The 15621-nt window shown below is 61.0% G+C and carries 15 protein-coding genes; 9 read left to right on the top strand and 6 right to left on the bottom strand.

Features of this window, described 5'->3' with window-relative positions:
- Nucleotides 1-37: 37 nt before the first annotated feature.
- From FHW37_RS04395 to FHW37_RS04375, 5 genes are all read left to right on the top strand, one after another.
- Entirely contained in the window at nucleotides 38-1603 is a 1566-nt protein-coding gene (locus FHW37_RS04395; protein WP_186458135.1) for an ABC transporter substrate-binding protein, read from the top strand.
- A 27-nt stretch (nucleotides 1604-1630) separates the two neighbouring features.
- Nucleotides 1631-2635: an ABC transporter permease gene (locus tag FHW37_RS04390; RefSeq protein ID WP_145632997.1), complete on the top strand. Its 1005-nt coding sequence runs from the start codon at nucleotides 1631-1633 to the stop codon at nucleotides 2633-2635.
- Nucleotides 2636-2643: 8 nt separating this feature from the next.
- Nucleotides 2644-3471 (top strand): ABC transporter permease, encoded by an 828-nt coding sequence (locus FHW37_RS04385; RefSeq protein ID WP_145632994.1) that lies wholly within the window; start codon nucleotides 2644-2646, stop codon nucleotides 3469-3471.
- On the top strand, nucleotides 3465-4478 hold the full coding sequence (locus FHW37_RS04380) for an ABC transporter ATP-binding protein (RefSeq protein ID WP_186458134.1): 1014 nt from the start codon (nucleotides 3465-3467) through the stop codon (nucleotides 4476-4478). Before FHW37_RS04385 ends, FHW37_RS04380 begins: the two co-directional genes overlap by 7 nt.
- A gap of 80 nt (nucleotides 4479-4558) precedes the next feature.
- Complete coding sequence (locus tag FHW37_RS04375) at nucleotides 4559-5305, top strand: ABC transporter ATP-binding protein (protein WP_186458133.1); 747 nt, start codon at nucleotides 4559-4561, stop codon at nucleotides 5303-5305.
- 23 nt (nucleotides 5306-5328) lie between these two features.
- Here the strand turns inward: FHW37_RS04375 and FHW37_RS04370 are convergent, their stop codons facing one another.
- Genes FHW37_RS04370 through FHW37_RS04345 form a run of 6 tightly spaced genes read right to left on the bottom strand, consistent with a single transcriptional unit; the run spans nucleotide 5329 to nucleotide 10643 of the window.
- Nucleotides 5329-6105, bottom strand: a complete 777-nt coding sequence (locus tag FHW37_RS04370) for an ABC transporter permease (RefSeq protein WP_145632987.1) — start codon at nucleotides 6103-6105, stop codon at nucleotides 5329-5331.
- Nucleotides 6105-6941, bottom strand: a complete 837-nt coding sequence (locus tag FHW37_RS04365; RefSeq protein ID WP_145632984.1) for an ABC transporter ATP-binding protein — start codon at nucleotides 6939-6941, stop codon at nucleotides 6105-6107. The genes FHW37_RS04370 and FHW37_RS04365 overlap by 1 nt, the downstream gene beginning before the upstream one ends.
- Entirely contained in the window at nucleotides 6938-7372 is a 435-nt protein-coding gene (locus FHW37_RS04360) for a GlcG/HbpS family heme-binding protein (RefSeq protein ID WP_145632981.1), read from the bottom strand. Before FHW37_RS04360 ends, FHW37_RS04365 begins: the two co-directional genes overlap by 4 nt.
- A gap of 48 nt (nucleotides 7373-7420) precedes the next feature.
- Complete coding sequence (locus FHW37_RS04355) at nucleotides 7421-8182, bottom strand: SDR family oxidoreductase (protein ID WP_145632978.1); 762 nt, start codon at nucleotides 8180-8182, stop codon at nucleotides 7421-7423.
- Complete coding sequence (gene hydA / locus FHW37_RS04350) at nucleotides 8173-9612, bottom strand: dihydropyrimidinase (RefSeq protein WP_145632975.1); 1440 nt, start codon at nucleotides 9610-9612, stop codon at nucleotides 8173-8175. Before hydA ends, FHW37_RS04355 begins: the two co-directional genes overlap by 10 nt.
- A complete protein-coding gene (locus FHW37_RS04345; RefSeq protein WP_186458132.1) occupies nucleotides 9609-10643 on the bottom strand; it encodes an ABC transporter substrate-binding protein in 1035 nt (344 codons plus the stop codon). Before FHW37_RS04345 ends, hydA begins: the two co-directional genes overlap by 4 nt.
- A gap of 139 nt (nucleotides 10644-10782) precedes the next feature.
- Between FHW37_RS04345 and FHW37_RS04340 the strand changes: the two genes are divergently transcribed.
- The 4 genes from FHW37_RS04340 (at nucleotide 10783) to FHW37_RS04325 (ending at nucleotide 15621) form a co-directional block, all read left to right on the top strand.
- Nucleotides 10783-11505, top strand: a complete 723-nt coding sequence (locus tag FHW37_RS04340; protein ID WP_186458131.1) for a GntR family transcriptional regulator — start codon at nucleotides 10783-10785, stop codon at nucleotides 11503-11505.
- A 102-nt stretch (nucleotides 11506-11607) separates the two neighbouring features.
- On the top strand, nucleotides 11608-12120 hold the full coding sequence (locus FHW37_RS04335) for an RNA polymerase sigma factor (RefSeq protein ID WP_145632966.1): 513 nt from the start codon (nucleotides 11608-11610) through the stop codon (nucleotides 12118-12120).
- Nucleotides 12121-12203: 83 nt separating this feature from the next.
- A complete protein-coding gene (locus FHW37_RS04330; protein WP_145632963.1) occupies nucleotides 12204-13139 on the top strand; it encodes a FecR family protein in 936 nt (311 codons plus the stop codon).
- 100 nt (nucleotides 13140-13239) lie between these two features.
- A complete protein-coding gene (locus tag FHW37_RS04325; protein WP_145632961.1) occupies nucleotides 13240-15621 on the top strand; it encodes a TonB-dependent siderophore receptor in 2382 nt (793 codons plus the stop codon).

Genomic DNA, 15621 nt, shown 5'->3' with positions numbered 1-15621 from the left:
GCCTTGTCCGGTGAGAGACGTCAAAAGGGGGTATCGAATGAGAATTTCTCGCCGGGAATTTACCACCTTGCTGGGCTCGGCGTGTCTGGCGCAAGCCATTCCGGGTCGGACCTATGCCGGATCGCCGCACAGGTTCGTCTTTGCGAACAATTCTCCCTATGACACCCTCGATCCCCATACGGTTTTTGACGCGGGGCGCGCCGGGGCAAGGCTTAACCTTTATGACGGCCTTTATCGTTATGTCGACAATCCGCCCAAGATGATCCCATGGCTGGCCGAAAGCCACACGGTCTCTGCCGACCGGACCTCATACGCTTTCAAGCTCAGGCCGGACGCGATCTTTCACGACGGCACGCCGGTGACCGCACAGGATGTCGTCTATTCGATCGAACGCATTCTTGCCTTGGGTCAGGGGCCCTCGAGCCTCTACAGGGATATCATCAAGCCGGGCAGCACGCAGGCGCGCGATCAGAATACCGTCGTCTTCAATCTCAACAGCCCATCGGCGACGTTTCTCGCAACGGTCTCGGACATTACCGTCGTCAACAGCGCATTGCTGAAACAGCATGAGATCAATGGTGACTGGGCGGAGCCCTGGCTCGCGCGCAATGAAGCGGGTTCGGGATCCTATCAGCTGACGCAGTTCGATCCCGCCACCGGCTGGACGGCAAAGCGTTTTGAAAAACATTTCGCCGGCTTTGGCGGTGATCCGATCGAAGAGCTGGAGTTTCGCAACGTCCTGGAGACCAATACGCGCGTCCTCGGCCTGATGCGCGGCGACTTCGACGGCGCGGATGGCTATATGGGGTATGACCAGATCCAGCGGCTTCGAAAGTCGGACAAGGTCCAGATCATCGAGCAGGAGGCGATGCGCGTCTTCCTGCTTGCCATGAACAATGCCGCGCCGCCGCTCAACGACGTGCATTTCCGCCGCGCACTCGCCTATTGCTTCGATTATGACGGCTTCATCAAGGGCGTGATGAACGGCTCGGTCTCACGCAATCCGGGGCCGCTTCCGAAGACGATGTGGGGTTCCCCCAGCGACCTGAAAGCCTTCACCTATGATCTGGACAAGGCCGCGGCAGAGCTGAAACTCGTCAAGGCACCCTTGCGGCCGCTCTCGATCTACGCGCTCTCAGGCTTTACGGAATCCGAACAGGCCGCCGTCCTGTTTCAGGCCGCGATCCGCAAGATCGGCATCGAAAGCAACATAACGGTTGCCCCATGGCCGGTGATCACCAAGCGCCTGGATCGACTGGAAACGCGGCCGGACATCTTGCCGATCTGGCGCAGCGCCTTCTATCTCGATCCGAACAGCTGGGTGGGCGAAGGTTTCGGCACACGCTACGAAGGCCAGCGTTCGCTCGCCTATTACCGCAACCCGGAATTCGACAAGCTGCTCGACCGCGCCCTTGTATCCGACGATCAGGCGGAGCGGCAGTCGCTTTACGAGGAGATGACCCGCATGGTGACGGACGATGCTGCTTGCATATTTGTCTATAACACGAGATGGTACGGGCCTTACTCAACGAAAGTTTCCGGGATCCGGTATTCGCCAGTCAATTACGGCCAGGATTTTCGCTGGGCTTCGATAAGATCGTAAACAAGGCCCTTGGCGCCGGGGTGTCCGATGCGATGGCTTGCTTTTCTCATGAACCGGTTGATCTGGCTCATACCGACCCTTTTTGCACTTGTAACTTTGATCTTCATCCTCTCGCGTGTGATGCCGATCGATCCTGCAATCCTGATTGCCGGCGAAAACGCGTCTCACGAGCAGATCGAGCAGGTCCGTAACCGCTTCAGTCTGGACAAACCGTTGATTTCTCAATTTGCAGGCTACCTGAAGGCAGTCGCGACAGGAGACCTTGGCGACAGCCTCTATACACGGCAGCCCGTCGCGCAGGATCTTCGCAGCCGATTGCCCGCCACGATCGAACTGACGATCGTTTCACTCCTGATCGCCGCCGTCTTCGGCATACCGTCCGGCGTTCTATGCGGCGTTTACAGCAATTCCCTGCTCGACCATGCCCTGCGGATCGGCGTCGTTGCCTTTGCCGGCCTCACCCATTTCTGGATCGCCATACAGTTTCAGATCATCTTTTCGATGAACCTCGACTGGCTGCCGCTGGCAGGCCGGATAGGCGACGTGCCGCTGCATGATTTTACCGGTTTTGTCCTTCTCGATTCCCTGCTTGCCGCCGACTGGCAGGCGCTTGCTTCGGCAATCGCCCATATCACGCTCCCTGCCCTGACGATCGGCCTTCCCACGGCTGCCGTCGTGCAGCGCTTCACGCGCAACAGCGTCATGAATATGATGGACACTCCGTTCCTGCGTTATCAGGAGGCCATGGGGTTGTCGCGCGGCATCATCATCTGGAAATATCTGCTGCGCTCTTCTCTGGCCGCCACGGTGACGCTGTTCGGGCTGACAGCGGGCATCATGCTGGCAGGCGTCGTGACCGTGGAAACGATCTTCGACTGGCCCGGCACCGGCAATTATGCCGTTCGCTCCATCATGTATTCCGATTACAATGCGGTCATGGGCTTTACGCTGCTTGCCGGCACATTGTTTGTGCTGCTCAGCGTTTCGGTGGACATAATCCAGGCGCTCATCGATCCCCGTGGTGTCACGTGAGCACCTCCATGCTGTTCTTTGTCCGCGAACCGATGGCGACGATTGGCCTGATCCTTTTCTCGGCAATCGTACTTCTTGCCATTTTTGCGCCGCTGATCTCTATCGAACCCGAAATCGACCTCGGCCATAGACTGATGGGGCCTTCCCTCTCGGCCCCCTTGGGAACCGATCGCATGGGCGTCGATCTCCTGACGAGCATCATCTGGGGTGCGCGTTCCAGCCTCGTCATCGCGATCGCCACGGTGAGCATCTGCGTTGCGATCGGCGTGCCGATCGGTCTCGTCGCCGGTTATTATCGCCATTGGTTCTGCGAATCGCTGATGCGGGTCTCGGACGTCGCGCTGGCCGTTCCCGAAATCATGGTCGCGATTGCAATCACGCAGACGCTCGGCCCTTCCATCAGCACTGTCGTGATCGCGCTGTCCGTAACCTACTGGCCCTTCTGGGCGCGGCTTGTCTATGCGGAGACGAAGTCGATGCGCAACGAGATCTTTATCGAATCGGCGGAGGCGCTTGGCGTCTCTCCCTGGCGGATCATGCTTCTGCATATTCTCCCCGGGCTCACCTCCTCGATTGTCATCCGCACATCGGTCGGATTCGGCGCGACGATCCTTGCGGCCTCTACCCTCGGCTGCCTTGGCCTCGGCCCGCCGCCGCCGACCCCCGAATGGGGCCGCATCCTTTCCGAAAGCCGCGACTATCTGCCGGATGCATGGTGGTATCCGCTCGCCCCGGGACTGGCGATCTTCATCACGGTTCTCGGTTTCTATCTTTTCGGAGATGGCCTGCGGAAATCGCTGAACCCGCAATTGAGGCTGCGCAGCGAGCGATGGTAACGCCTGTTCTGGAGATCAACGATCTCTGCGTTGTCTACAAGACACCTCAAGGCGATCTCCCTGCCCTCGATCATGTCAGCGTCACCGTCCATCAGGGCGAGATCGTCGGGGTGATCGGCGAGACCGGCTCGGGCAAGAGTACGCTCGTCAATGCCATCCTTGGAACCCTCCCGCGACACCAGCCCGGCATTGTCGACGGAACCGTCCGGCTCGATGGGACCGACATCACGGACGGGGAAAAAAGCGCGCGTGACGCCCGGGGCCGCAAGATTACACTCGTGCCGCAAAATACCTATTCGAGCCTCAATCCGCTTTTCCGGATCGGCTCGCAGATCAGGGATCTGATGCGTTGCACCTCGCCATCGAGAAAGATCCGGCCATTCTGGCGAAAATGGCGCATCCGGGATGCGGAAATCCTGAGAGTGCTGGAGACGGTCCGCTTGCCGGCAGGGAACAGGGTCCTGCGCCAATATCCCCATCAGCTTTCCGGTGGACAGCGGCAGCGGGTGATGCTTGCCATGGCCCTGCTGCCGCAGCCGCAGATCATCATCGCCGACGAGCCGACCTCATCACTTGATGCAGCGACGCAGGTCGAGATCCTGAAACTGTTTCGATGGATCGCAGCGGAACGGAACGTCGCGGTTCTCTTCACGACGCATAATCTCGCCGCCGCATGGGAAGTCTGCGACAGGGTGATCGTCATGCATGACGGGCGCATCATCGAGGCCGCATCAAGGGACAGGCTCTTTTCCCATCCAATGCACCCTTACACGCGCGCACTTCTTGCCAGCGCCGTGCACCCCCTCGGGCAGGTCGCGGAAATACGGGCGGATTTTGCCGACCGGCCGACGATTGAACATGGATGCCAGTTCAGTTGGCGCTGCTCACGCGCTCTGGACCAGTGTCGTGAGCACAGACCAGCACTCGCAACACGGGAATCCGAACACGCAGTCGCCTGTTATAATCCATCGACAAACGCGCTCTCACATTCCTATTATCAGGCGTGACGCTGCTCGAAGTTCATTGTCTTTCCCGCGATTTTACGGTTCGAGGTTTTTTCGGCCGTGGCAACAAGATTCTACGTGCCGTGGACGATGTTTCCTTCTCCGTGGCCGAAGCGGAAATTCTTGGCATCGTCGGGGAAACCGGCAGCGGCAAGTCGACCCTCGCCAAGATGATCGCGGGCATTCAGCAACCCAGTTCTGGCTGGGTCAGTCTTTCGGGAGAAATCGTCGCTTCCCGTGATCTGAAGCTGGCGAAACCGGTACGCGCAAAACTGCAATATATCTATCAGGACCCGAGCGCCTCGCTTGATCCGAGATGGACGCTCAAGCGCTCGCTGCACGAACCGCTCGTCACCCATACCGATCTCTCCCCGCAGCTTCGCGAGGAAAAGATCCTGAAGCTCATGGCCGATCTGGAACTGCCATCCGCACTTCTCGACCGCTATCCGCATGAAGTGAGCGGCGGTCAGCAGCGGCGGGTGGGTCTCGCACGCGTGCTTCTGCTGGCGCCGAAATTCGTCATCTTCGACGAGCCGACATCAGGTCTGGATGTCCTGGTGCAGGCGGCCGTTCTCAAACTATTGCGCGATCTCAGGCAGGAATTCGGGCTGACCTATCTCTTCATCAGCCACGACATCACCGTCGTCAGCTCGATCTGCGACCGGGTTGCGGTTATGCACAATGGCAGCATCGTCGAAATCGGTCCGGTGAACGAGGTTCTGGTCAACCCGAAACACCCCCATACACGCGCGCTGCTTGCGGCATCGCTGCGCATTGGCGGAGCAAGGCTGACGGACGATCCACCTGCCCCTCGTGAGCGTGAGACCTGACCGCCCATGACAGGCCACAAGGCCTACCCCATCGCGAATTCCTGCTTGCGGTTGGCCCAGCCGCAAACCCGCTGCTCAATGATCGCAAACACGCTGTAGAGCGCGATCCCCAGAAAGGCGAGCGCGAACAGGCCGGCGAAGGCGAGCGGCACGTCGAAGCTTGAGGTTGCCATCATCATGACGGTGCCGATCCCGAAATTCGATGCGACCGTTTCAGAAAGAACCGTGCCGACGAAGGCGAGTGTCACGGCCACTTTCAGCGAGGCGAAGAAATACGGCATCGTGCGGGGAAGGCTGACGTTCCAGAGCACCTGCATGCGCGAGGCGCCAAGCGCCTTCAGCACGTCCTCCATTTCCGGCTCGGTCGTGGCAAGCCCGGTTGCGACATTGACGACGATCGGGAAGATGCAGGTGGTGAGCGCAGTCAGCACGGCCGGCACCGTGCCCGAACCGAACCACAGGACGAAGATCGGCACGACGGCAACCTTCGGAATGGAGGAAAAACCGACGAGAAGCGGATAGGCAGTCTTGTAGGCCGTTCGCGAAACGCCGACGAAAACGCCGAGCGCAACCCCGATCACCATGCCGAGCGCAAAGCCGACCATGGTCGTCGCCAGTGTCTGCAGGATATGCGGCCAGAGCGCCGGCATCTGCGTGAAGAGCGTCGAAAAGATCGCGCTCGGGCGTGGCAGCACGATCGGGCTAATGTGGAAGACGATGCAGGCGACTTCCCATGCGACGAACATCAGGACGATGAAGGAGGCGGATTTCAGGTTTTCCCTGATTTGAGGCGACAGCATCAGGCTTTCTCCACTCCCTGGCGGGCGGCAAAGATCAGCCTCCGCAAATCATTGGTGAGGTCCGTGAATTCGCTTTCGAACGTCGTTTCCAGCGTCCGCGGCCGGGCGAAGTCGACGGCCCGGTCTTCGGTCACGCGGCCGGGCCTGGCGCTCATCACCAGGATGCGGCTGGCCAGGAAGGCCGCCTCGCGCAGATCGTGGGTGACGAGGAAAACGGTCGGTTTTGTTTCCATCCACAGATCCTGCAGGACCGCCCAGAGCTCCTCGCGGGTGAACTGGTCGAGCGCGCCAAAAGGTTCGTCGAGCATCAGCAGCTTTGGCGAATGGATGAGCGCGCGGCAGAGATTGGCCCGCTGCAGCATGCCGCCGGAAAGCTCCCAGGGGCGACGATCACCGAAACCGGTCAGGCCGACCTTGGCAAGCAGCGCATCGGCGCGATCCCGGAAGACCGTATTCTTGTCGCGGCCAAACGTGTCCGAATAGGGTTTGACGATCTTGAGCGGCAGCATGATGTTCTGGCGGATCGTCAGCCAGGGCAGCATGGTCGGGTTCTGGAACGCCATGCCGATGCCCACCTGTTCGGCACCGACCTCACGCCCGGCCACGAAAACAACGCCCTCGGTCGGGCGCAGAAGGCCCGCGACCAGCTTGAGGATGGTCGACTTGCCGCAGCCGGACGGGCCGACCATGGCGACGAAATCGCCGGGGCGGACGGTCAGATTGGTGCGGTCCAGCGCCAGAAAGGCATTGTCGCCCTTGCCGAAGCGAACTTTCACGTCTTCGAGCTGTGCAATCCTTGCACCGCCATGCTCCGCCGGAGCGGTTGTTGCCGTCATGCAGTCTGCCCCTCTTCAATATGTTTCTGAAACACGCTGACGGCAGCATTGGCGATCGCGAGATCCTGCTCGCCCGTGCCCGAACCGACACCGATGCCACCAATGATGTGGCCATTGACGATCAGCGGCACGCCGCCGAGAAGATTGGTCATCCTGCCGGATGTCGCCTCCGCCAGAAGCAGCGCCTTGTCCGGCGCGATATTGCCGGTCTGCTGGCCTGTCGTTGCCGCGGTCATCGCCTTGCGGGTCGCGCTTTCGATGGAAAGCACGCGCGATCCATCCATGCGGATGAACCCCATCAGATTGCAGCCTTCATCAACGACGGCGATGCATTGCGGCACGCCCATGGCCTCCGCGGCCTCGACGGCAGCAGCAAGAAGCACGGAGGTTCCCTTATGGGTCAGTTTCAGGGCGGGTCTGGTCAGCGACATGGTTTGATCTCCTCGAAAGACGTGTTCAGGCCAATATCAGGCACGGGCTCAGACATGGCGCACGTAACCTCCATCGACACGATAGACACTGCCGGTAACATAGGATGCCGGGCCGCTGCAGAGGAAGGTGACGACCGAGGCGATCTCCTCCGGTTCCGCATAGCGTCCGGCCGGGATCTGGGCAAAGGAGCGCTGGCGCACCACCTCGACCGGAATATTTTCGCGCTCCGCCGTCGCCTCGTCGGTCATGGTCACCCGTTCCGTCGCAACCCGGCCCGGCATCAGCACATTCACCGTGACGCCTTCCTTCGCGACTTCCGGCGCCAGCGATTTCGACCAGGCGATGAGACCGGCGCGGATCGTATTGGATATGCCGAGCACCGGAATTGGCTGCACCGCACCGGTGCTGACCACGGTGACGATCCGCCCCCAGCCACGGCGGCGCATGGCCGGCAGAAAGAGATCCGTCAGCCGGATCACCGACATGGACATCGACCGGAAGCTTTCCTCCCAGTCTGCGACATCGCGACCGATCGCGGCGCCATAGGGCGGTCCGCCGGTATTGTTGATGAGAATATCGATATCTCCGACTTCGGCCGCGAAACGGTCAAGGCTTGCCGTATCCGACAGGTCGACCGGGAAGGTGCCGGCTGCGCCGATTTCCGCGGCTGCGGATGCCAAAGCCTCTCTGTCCCGGGCGGCGAGCAGTACGGCCACGCCCTCCGCGGCAAGCGCCTTGGCGATCGCAAGACCCATGCCGCGATTGCCGCCGAGGACCAGCGCGCGTTTTCCGGCAATCTTCAGATCCATGCGTTGATCTCCCTCGTCTTCCATGCCGACGATGTCTTCTGGGTGAGAAACCGGCCGCGGCCAGGTGCCGCCTTCAGTTCCCTATTTTCGACGATCACCTCGCCGCGGCTCACCATCGTTTCCGGCCAGCCCTGGATCTCCAGCCCTTCGAAAGGCGTGTAATCGACATTGTGGTGAAGGATGTCGTTGGTGATCGTCACCCGCTTTTCCGGGTCCCAGATCGCGAGATCGGCATCGGCACCGACGGCAATCGTCCCCTTTTGCGGGTGAAGACCGTAGAGTTTTGCATTGTTTGTCGCCGTCAGGGCGACGAAGCGCGGCAGGTCGATACGCCCCTTGACCACGCCTTCGCTGAACAGGATCGGCAGGCGTGTCTCCAGGCCGGGTATGCCATTGGCAATGGCGCGGAAGGATGCCGCCGGCCCGGCTTTCAGCTTGCCGTCCTGATCGAAACAATAAGGCGCGTGATCCGAATTGAAGATGTCGATCGTGCCATCCTCGATCCCCTGCCAGAGGGCGGCCTGTGCCGCCGTGTCGCGCGGCGGCGGGCTGCACATGGCTTTTGCGCCGAGCATGTCCGGCATTTCCAGGTCGGCCTCGGTCAGAAGCAGATATTGCGGGCAGGTTTCCGCAATCACGACATGCCCCCTTGCCCGCGCACGCCGGATTTCCTCCAGCGGATCGCCACCCGAAACATGGACGATCACCAGCGGAACGCCGGCGATTTCAGCAAGGGTGACGGCGCGGTGCGTCGCCTCGCGCTCGACGGCAAGCGGGCGCGACGTGGCATGCGCGACGGGTTTTGTCCGCCCCTGTTTTTCCAGCCGGTCCGCCAGCCAGCCGATCATCTCATGGTTTTCGGCATGGATGAGCATGACGGCCTTTTCCTCGCGCGCCGTCTCGAAGACATCGAGGATCTGCCGGTCGCTCAGCTGCATGGCATCATAGGTCATATAGACCTTGAGGCTCGTATGCCCACGGCGGATCAGGGCCGGCAGCTCCTGGCCAAGCACGGCGGGTGTCGGATCACTGACAATCAGGTGAAACGCATAATCGGTGACCGACTGGCCTTCGGCGCGACGGTGATAATCGTCCACGGCCGCGGTCAGCGACGTGCCGCGATGCTGGACGCAGAAGGGAACGATCGTCGTCGTTCCGCCGAATGCGGCACTGATGCTGCCGGAGCGGAACCCGTCGGCCATTTTCGCGCCCTTGGACGCAAGGCCCGGCGCCTGCGGCTGATCGAGATGGCAATGGGCATCGATACCGCCGGGCAGCACCAGCCGCCCGGTCGCATCGATCACCCGCTCGCCATCGGCTATATGTTCGGCAATCGCGGCAATACGGCCATCCCTGATACCAAGGTCGGCCTTCGTCACGTCGGATGCCGTGACAATCGTCCCGCCGCGAATGACCAGGTCGAATGTCATGCCGGCAGCTTCCTCAGGTCAGCCGAAGGCAGGAAGGACGGGTCGAACAGATCTTCCGCCTTCGGAACGGCCGGCAGGCCGAAACCGGCGGCGACCGCTTCCATCGACTTCGAAAGGCGCGCCGTATCGACTCCGCCCATGCCGTTCTTCTTCGTCTCGTCGGTGGTGAACTGGTTCTTGATCAGCCAGCGCAGCTTCTGTTCTTCGAGATCGGCATTGATCAGCGGTGAATGGGCTTTCAGCGCGGCAATGGCTGCCTTCGGATCGGCAATCGCCGCCTGATACCCGCGGGCGCTGACGGCGATGAAGGACTTTGCGACATCGGGACGCTCGGTGCGGAATTTTTTCGAAAGCACGATCGCGTTGCCGTAAAGATCGAGGCCGGCATCCGAATAATAGAGGATCTTGATATCGGCCGGCGCAATGCCCGCCTTCTGAAGACCGAAATAGACGGTGGAATCGAAGCCGAGAATGGCGTCGGCGCTTCCGCCCGCAAGCACGGCTTCGCGCAGCTGCAGGCCGACCATGTTCCACTTGATCTTCGCCGCATCGATGCCCGTCGTCTTGGCATAGGTGGAAAACAGGCGATAGGCACCGTCAGCCGCGGCGGCACCCATCGTGCGGCCTTCGAGGTCGGAAGGTTTCGTGATCCCGGACTTGGCCAGCGTCACCACGGCAAGCGGGCTCTTGAAATAGAGCATGTAGGCGGCGCGGATCTCGGCCGTCGGGTTCTTGGAATTGAACTCCGCGAGGTTGTTGATGTCGACCGTGCCGCCGTCATAGACGCCCGAGCCAGTGCGCGAGGCAGCCTCGCCCGAGCCGCCGCTCGTATCGAACTGGCAGTCGAGGCCGGCTTCCTTGTACCAGCCATTCTGCGCCGCGAGCAGGTACATGGAGATCGAACCGTCGAACGGCACCGAGAAGGAGAATTTGACCGGCTCCGCCGCAAGGCTGCGCCCTGCCTGGAGAACGAAGGGAGCGGCCACAGCCGCCTGCAGGATGGTCCGTCTGGAAGTCTTGAATTCGAACATGTCAGTCCCCTTGTCGTGGTGAAGCCGCGAGGAATGTTTTGCAAGAGGCATGCCATTCTGCGAAATGGAACGAAAACAGAGATGCGCGCAAGATTGTGCACAATCCTCAGTGCATGATTTGATCACGGGAGGCCCAAGGATGAGCCAGAAGACGCGTTTGGTGGGCGTGATGAACGAACGCAACCGTCCAAGGACGGATGATGCGGAGGCCGCCTATCAGCATCTGTTCGATGCCATCGTCGATCAGCGTCTGCTGCCCGGAACCAAGCTGACCGAGATCGCGCTCGTCGAAGCCTTCGGCATCGGCCGGCGCATGGTCGCGACGGCCCTGCAGAGACTGAGCTGGGAAAAACTAGTCGTCTTCATTCCCAATCGCGGCGCCTATATTGCGGCACCGGATGCGGACGAGGCACGCCAGGTCTTTGCGGCGCGTGTCGCAATCGAGGCCGGCACGACGGAAGCGGTTGCGCAAGCGGCGGATCCGAAGGCCATCGCAAAACTGCGAGAAAATATCGAGCAGGAGCACAAGCTTCGGGATCAAGGCTATATCCGCGAGGCGATCCATCTCTCCGGCGGATTTCACACATTGATGGCCGAGCTTTCCGGCAACCGCGTTCTCGCAGATCAAGTGAGGCTGCTCGTTGCCCGCACCAGCCTGATCGTCAACCTGTTCGACAACCAGCTCGGCCTTGCGGGCTGGCATGACCATCATGACGACCTGATCGAGCATTGCGAAAACGGCAATGTCGAAACGGCGGTCGGCCTGATGCGCGAGCATATCCTGGAGATACAGGATGCACTGGCGCTCGACCGGCGCCGGCCGGTCTCTTTCGATATGGTGCGGGTTTTCGCCAGAGGTTGATCGGCGACAAAGGCAAGCTGGCAGCCATAAAACATGACTATTTTAGTAATATTTCAGTGATGTGGAATTGCCAGAGTTTGGCACCGCTGATAATGCCATCCCATGGAGACGGCCTACTCACCAGATCTGCTTTCGGTATTCCTCAATCTGCGGAAGCGCCTTCACCTTTCGATCGCAAAGCTGGTGCGCTCGTCGGCGACGGCGGAAGATCTGGTCCAGGATACGTTCCTGCGCCTTTGGGAACGCCGGGCGAACCTTCCCCCCGCCGCCATGCTCCATGGTTATGTCGTGCGCACCGGCCGCAATCTGGCGATCGATTTCAAGCGGCGCGAACGGATCGCCCCCTTCGTCGATGGCGTCGAGATGCTCGACTTCATGGCGGATACGGCGCCGACGCCGGAACACAGCGCGATTGCGGCGCAAAACCTGCAGAACCTGTCGAACGCGATCGCCGACCTGCCGCCAAGGGCGCGGGAAGTCTTTCTCATGGCCCGTGTCGAAGGCATGACCTATGTCGAGATCGGCGAAAGGCTCGGCATATCGCCGAAAACCGTCTTCAGCCATATGGTCGTTGCGCTTGAACGGCTACAGACATTCCGGCAGGCCGATCTCTAAATTATTTCCGTTTTGGCCTCTTCCGACCCCGGTTTTGGGCAGGCCCGTTCGTTCATGGTCATGAACGGCAATCAGGAAACGCCATGAACGAGCCTTCGAACAGGGATCATGACACGGAAACATCCGGCCGGACGCGCGAGGCCGCGGCCTGGTTCGCGCTTCTCCTCGACGAAAACACGCCGCAGCCCGAATATGAGCGGTTCCGCACCTGGCTCCTCGCCGACGAACGCAACGCCGAAGCCTATGCCCGGATCGAACAGCTCTGGAGCCATGCCGCATTCGAGCCGTCGGATGCGGACAAGGCCCCGTCCCGCCGTGGTTTCCTGAAGCTGACCAGCGGCATCGTTCTTCTCGCCGGTGCCGGCGGAACGGCCTGGACAATCGCCACGCGCCCGGATTTTTCGACGGGCACGGGCGAGATCCTGAACACGGTGCTCGCCGATGGTTCGCGGGTCGAGCTCGGCGCGGCAAGCGCCATCTCGGTCGACTTTTCCTCTTCCTTGCGCCGGATCATCTTGCGCAGTGGCGAAGCCTATTTTTCCGTTGCCGCCGACAGCGCGCGTCCCTTCAGGGTCGAGGCCGGCAGCCTTGCCGCAACCGCACTCGGCACCGCCTATTCCGTCTCCATCGCGCCGGAACGGACGAGCGTTGCGGTGACCGAACACCATGTCAGAGTCGAGGCCGGCGGCAGGAGCATCGATCTCCAGCAGGGCGACGCGATCGACTGGCAGGACGGTATGCTGGGCAGCGTCGCCAAGGGAGATGCGGAAAATCGCGTCCGGTGGCGCGACCGGCAGCTGATCTTTTTGGCAAGGCCGCTCGGCGAGGTCATTGCGGAAGTGAACCGCTGGCGCAAGGGCCGGCTCGTCATCGCCGATCGCACGCTTGCCGCAAGGAAGGTGACCGCCATTCTCGACGTCAACGATATCGATGGCATCGACGCGACACTCGAACAGGGATTGCCCGTTTCGTTGCAGAATTACACATCGCTTCTGACCATTGTGACGGCCCGGAAATAATTTTACCGGGGCACTCAGGTTTTTACGCCCGCCAATCGTGAAGGACAGAGCCGGCTTTGGGAGGAGCCGGGAAAACGAGTATTTTCGGGGGCATAAGAGAATGACGCGTAAGATGGAATTTCATGGCAAGGTGCTGGCGAAGGGCACGGCGCTGGTAATGCTGGGCTGGCTTGCGGCCACAACGGCGGGCAGAGCGCAGGATGCGAATACCTCCCATTCCTTCAGCATTCCAAGCCAATCCGTCGCTTCCGCCCTCGTCCGTTATTCCGCCGTGACCGGCGCCAATATCGTTTATGACGGCACCCTGCCCGCGACTGCCCGCAGCAGCGCCATTCAGGGCCAGTTGCCGGATCGGCAGGCTCTGCAGCAGCTTCTGTCCGGAACGGGCCTTGGCTACACATTCGGCGCCAATGACACTATCACCATCGTCGCACCGAGCGCTGGCGCAGCCGCGGCAGGCAGCAATGACGAAACCGCACTTCAGCCGATCGTCCTCAGTGGCGGCGATGCGCCGGGCAGCTATGACGCGACGGAAAGTTCGGTCGGCACCAAGACCGACACGCCGCTGCGCGACGTGCCGCAATCGATCCAGGTGGTGAAGCGCAGCGTTCTCGAAGACCAGCAGGCGACGAGCCTGACCGAGGCTCTGGAAAACGTCTCGAACGTCCGCGAAAGCGCGACATCCGCCAACCGCGCCTCGTCCTACATGTCCCGCGGCTTCACCTCTAACAGTCACGCGGTCGATGGCGTGATGCTGGATGGCGCGGCCAACAATCCGGAATACAGCACCGAGCCCGACATGGCCGGCATCGAAAGGGTCGAAGTTCTGAAGGGACCGGCCTCGGTTCTCTACGGTCGCGGCCAGCCGGGTGGCCTGATCAACATCGTCACCCGCCAGCCGACCGAAGAACTGACGGCCGAAGCAAAAACGCAGGTCGGTAGCTACGGCTTCCGCCGCGCCGAAGCGACGATCAGCGGCCCGCTCGATGCCGACGGCACACTGACGGGGCGCATCATCGGCGCGGCCCAGCACGAAGGAAGCTTCGTCAATGAGCGGCCGGACAGCGAGCGTCAATATATCGGCGGCGTGCTGCAATGGCAGCCGGACACCGATACCAAGGTCAATCTCAGCGTCAATCACACGCATCAGGACCAGCCCTATGACCGCGGCCTCGTGGTCAGCGATGATGGCAAGATCCATATTCCCTATGACCGTTTCCTCGGCGAGGACTGGTCGATGGTCAACAGCCACAAGACGCAGGTTGCGCTGACGGCCGAACATCAGGCGCAGGACTGGCTGAAGTTCCGCGGCTCCGTCCGCTACAACCAGTCGCTGGCGCATGACCGCGGCATCGATTTCCGCGGTCTCGAGGACGACGGACGCACACTCAATCGCCGCTATAACCTCCGTACCCAGGACCTGACCAATCTCGATCTGCAGTTCGAGACGGTAATGACCTTCGATACGGGCGAGATCGGCCATACCGTTCTGGCCGGCGTCGAACATGTCCGCTCCAGCCTCGATTTCTGGCGCGAACGCGGAAATATCGCACCGATCGATATCTACGATCCCGTCTATGGCGCACCGATGACGGAGACGAGCGGTCTGCTCGATTATACGCAGGACATGATCTCCACTTCGGTCTACCTGCAGGACCAGATCGACCTCAGCGACCAGTGGAAGCTGCTGGCCGGCCTGCGTTATGACCATTTCGACCAGGACACGGAGACACGCAGCGGCGATCCCACCCCTTCGATGGATGATGGCGCGCTGACCTGGAGGGCCGGCATCGTCTACCAGCCGGTCGATACGCTTTCCTTCTATACGAGCTATGCCACCAGCTTCATGCCGCAGAGCGGGCTTGGCGAGGGTAATACTCCGCTTGATCCGGAAAAGGGCTGGCAGATCGAGGCGGGCGTCAAGGCGGACCTCATTCCCGACCGCCTGTCGGCCACCTTCTCGGTCTTCCAGATCACCAAGAACAATGTCGCCGTTTCGGTTGCGGGCGAGGATTATTCCCGCCTCACCGGCCAGCAGCGTTCCCGCGGTTTCGAAGTGGACATGACCGGCGAGATCACCTCCGGCTGGAAGGTGATCGGCTCGCTCGGTTATCTTGATGCCGAGGTCACCAAGGATGGCGATGTCTCGATCATCGGCAACCGCCTGATCGGCACGCCGCACTGGAGCGGCAGCCTCTGGACGACCTACGAATTCCAGGAGGGCAAGCTCGAAGGTCTGAAGCTCGGCACCGGCATCACCGCCATCGGCAAACGTTACGGCGATCTGGAGAACAGCTTCTTCGTCGACGGCTATTATCGTCTCGACGCATCGGTTTCCTACAAGATCAACGAAAATCTCGACTTCTCGCTGATCGGCCGCAACCTCACCGACCAGCGTTACATCGAGACGACCGCAAGCCGGACCGACAACTATGCCGGTGCGCCGATCAACGTGATGGCCGCACTGAAAGCGAGCTTCTGA

Origin of the sequence: Neorhizobium alkalisoli, assembly GCF_007829835.1 — a bacterium.
GTDB lineage: Bacteria > Pseudomonadota > Alphaproteobacteria > Rhizobiales > Rhizobiaceae > Neorhizobium.
This window is presented reverse-complemented; position numbering and strand designations above follow the sequence as displayed.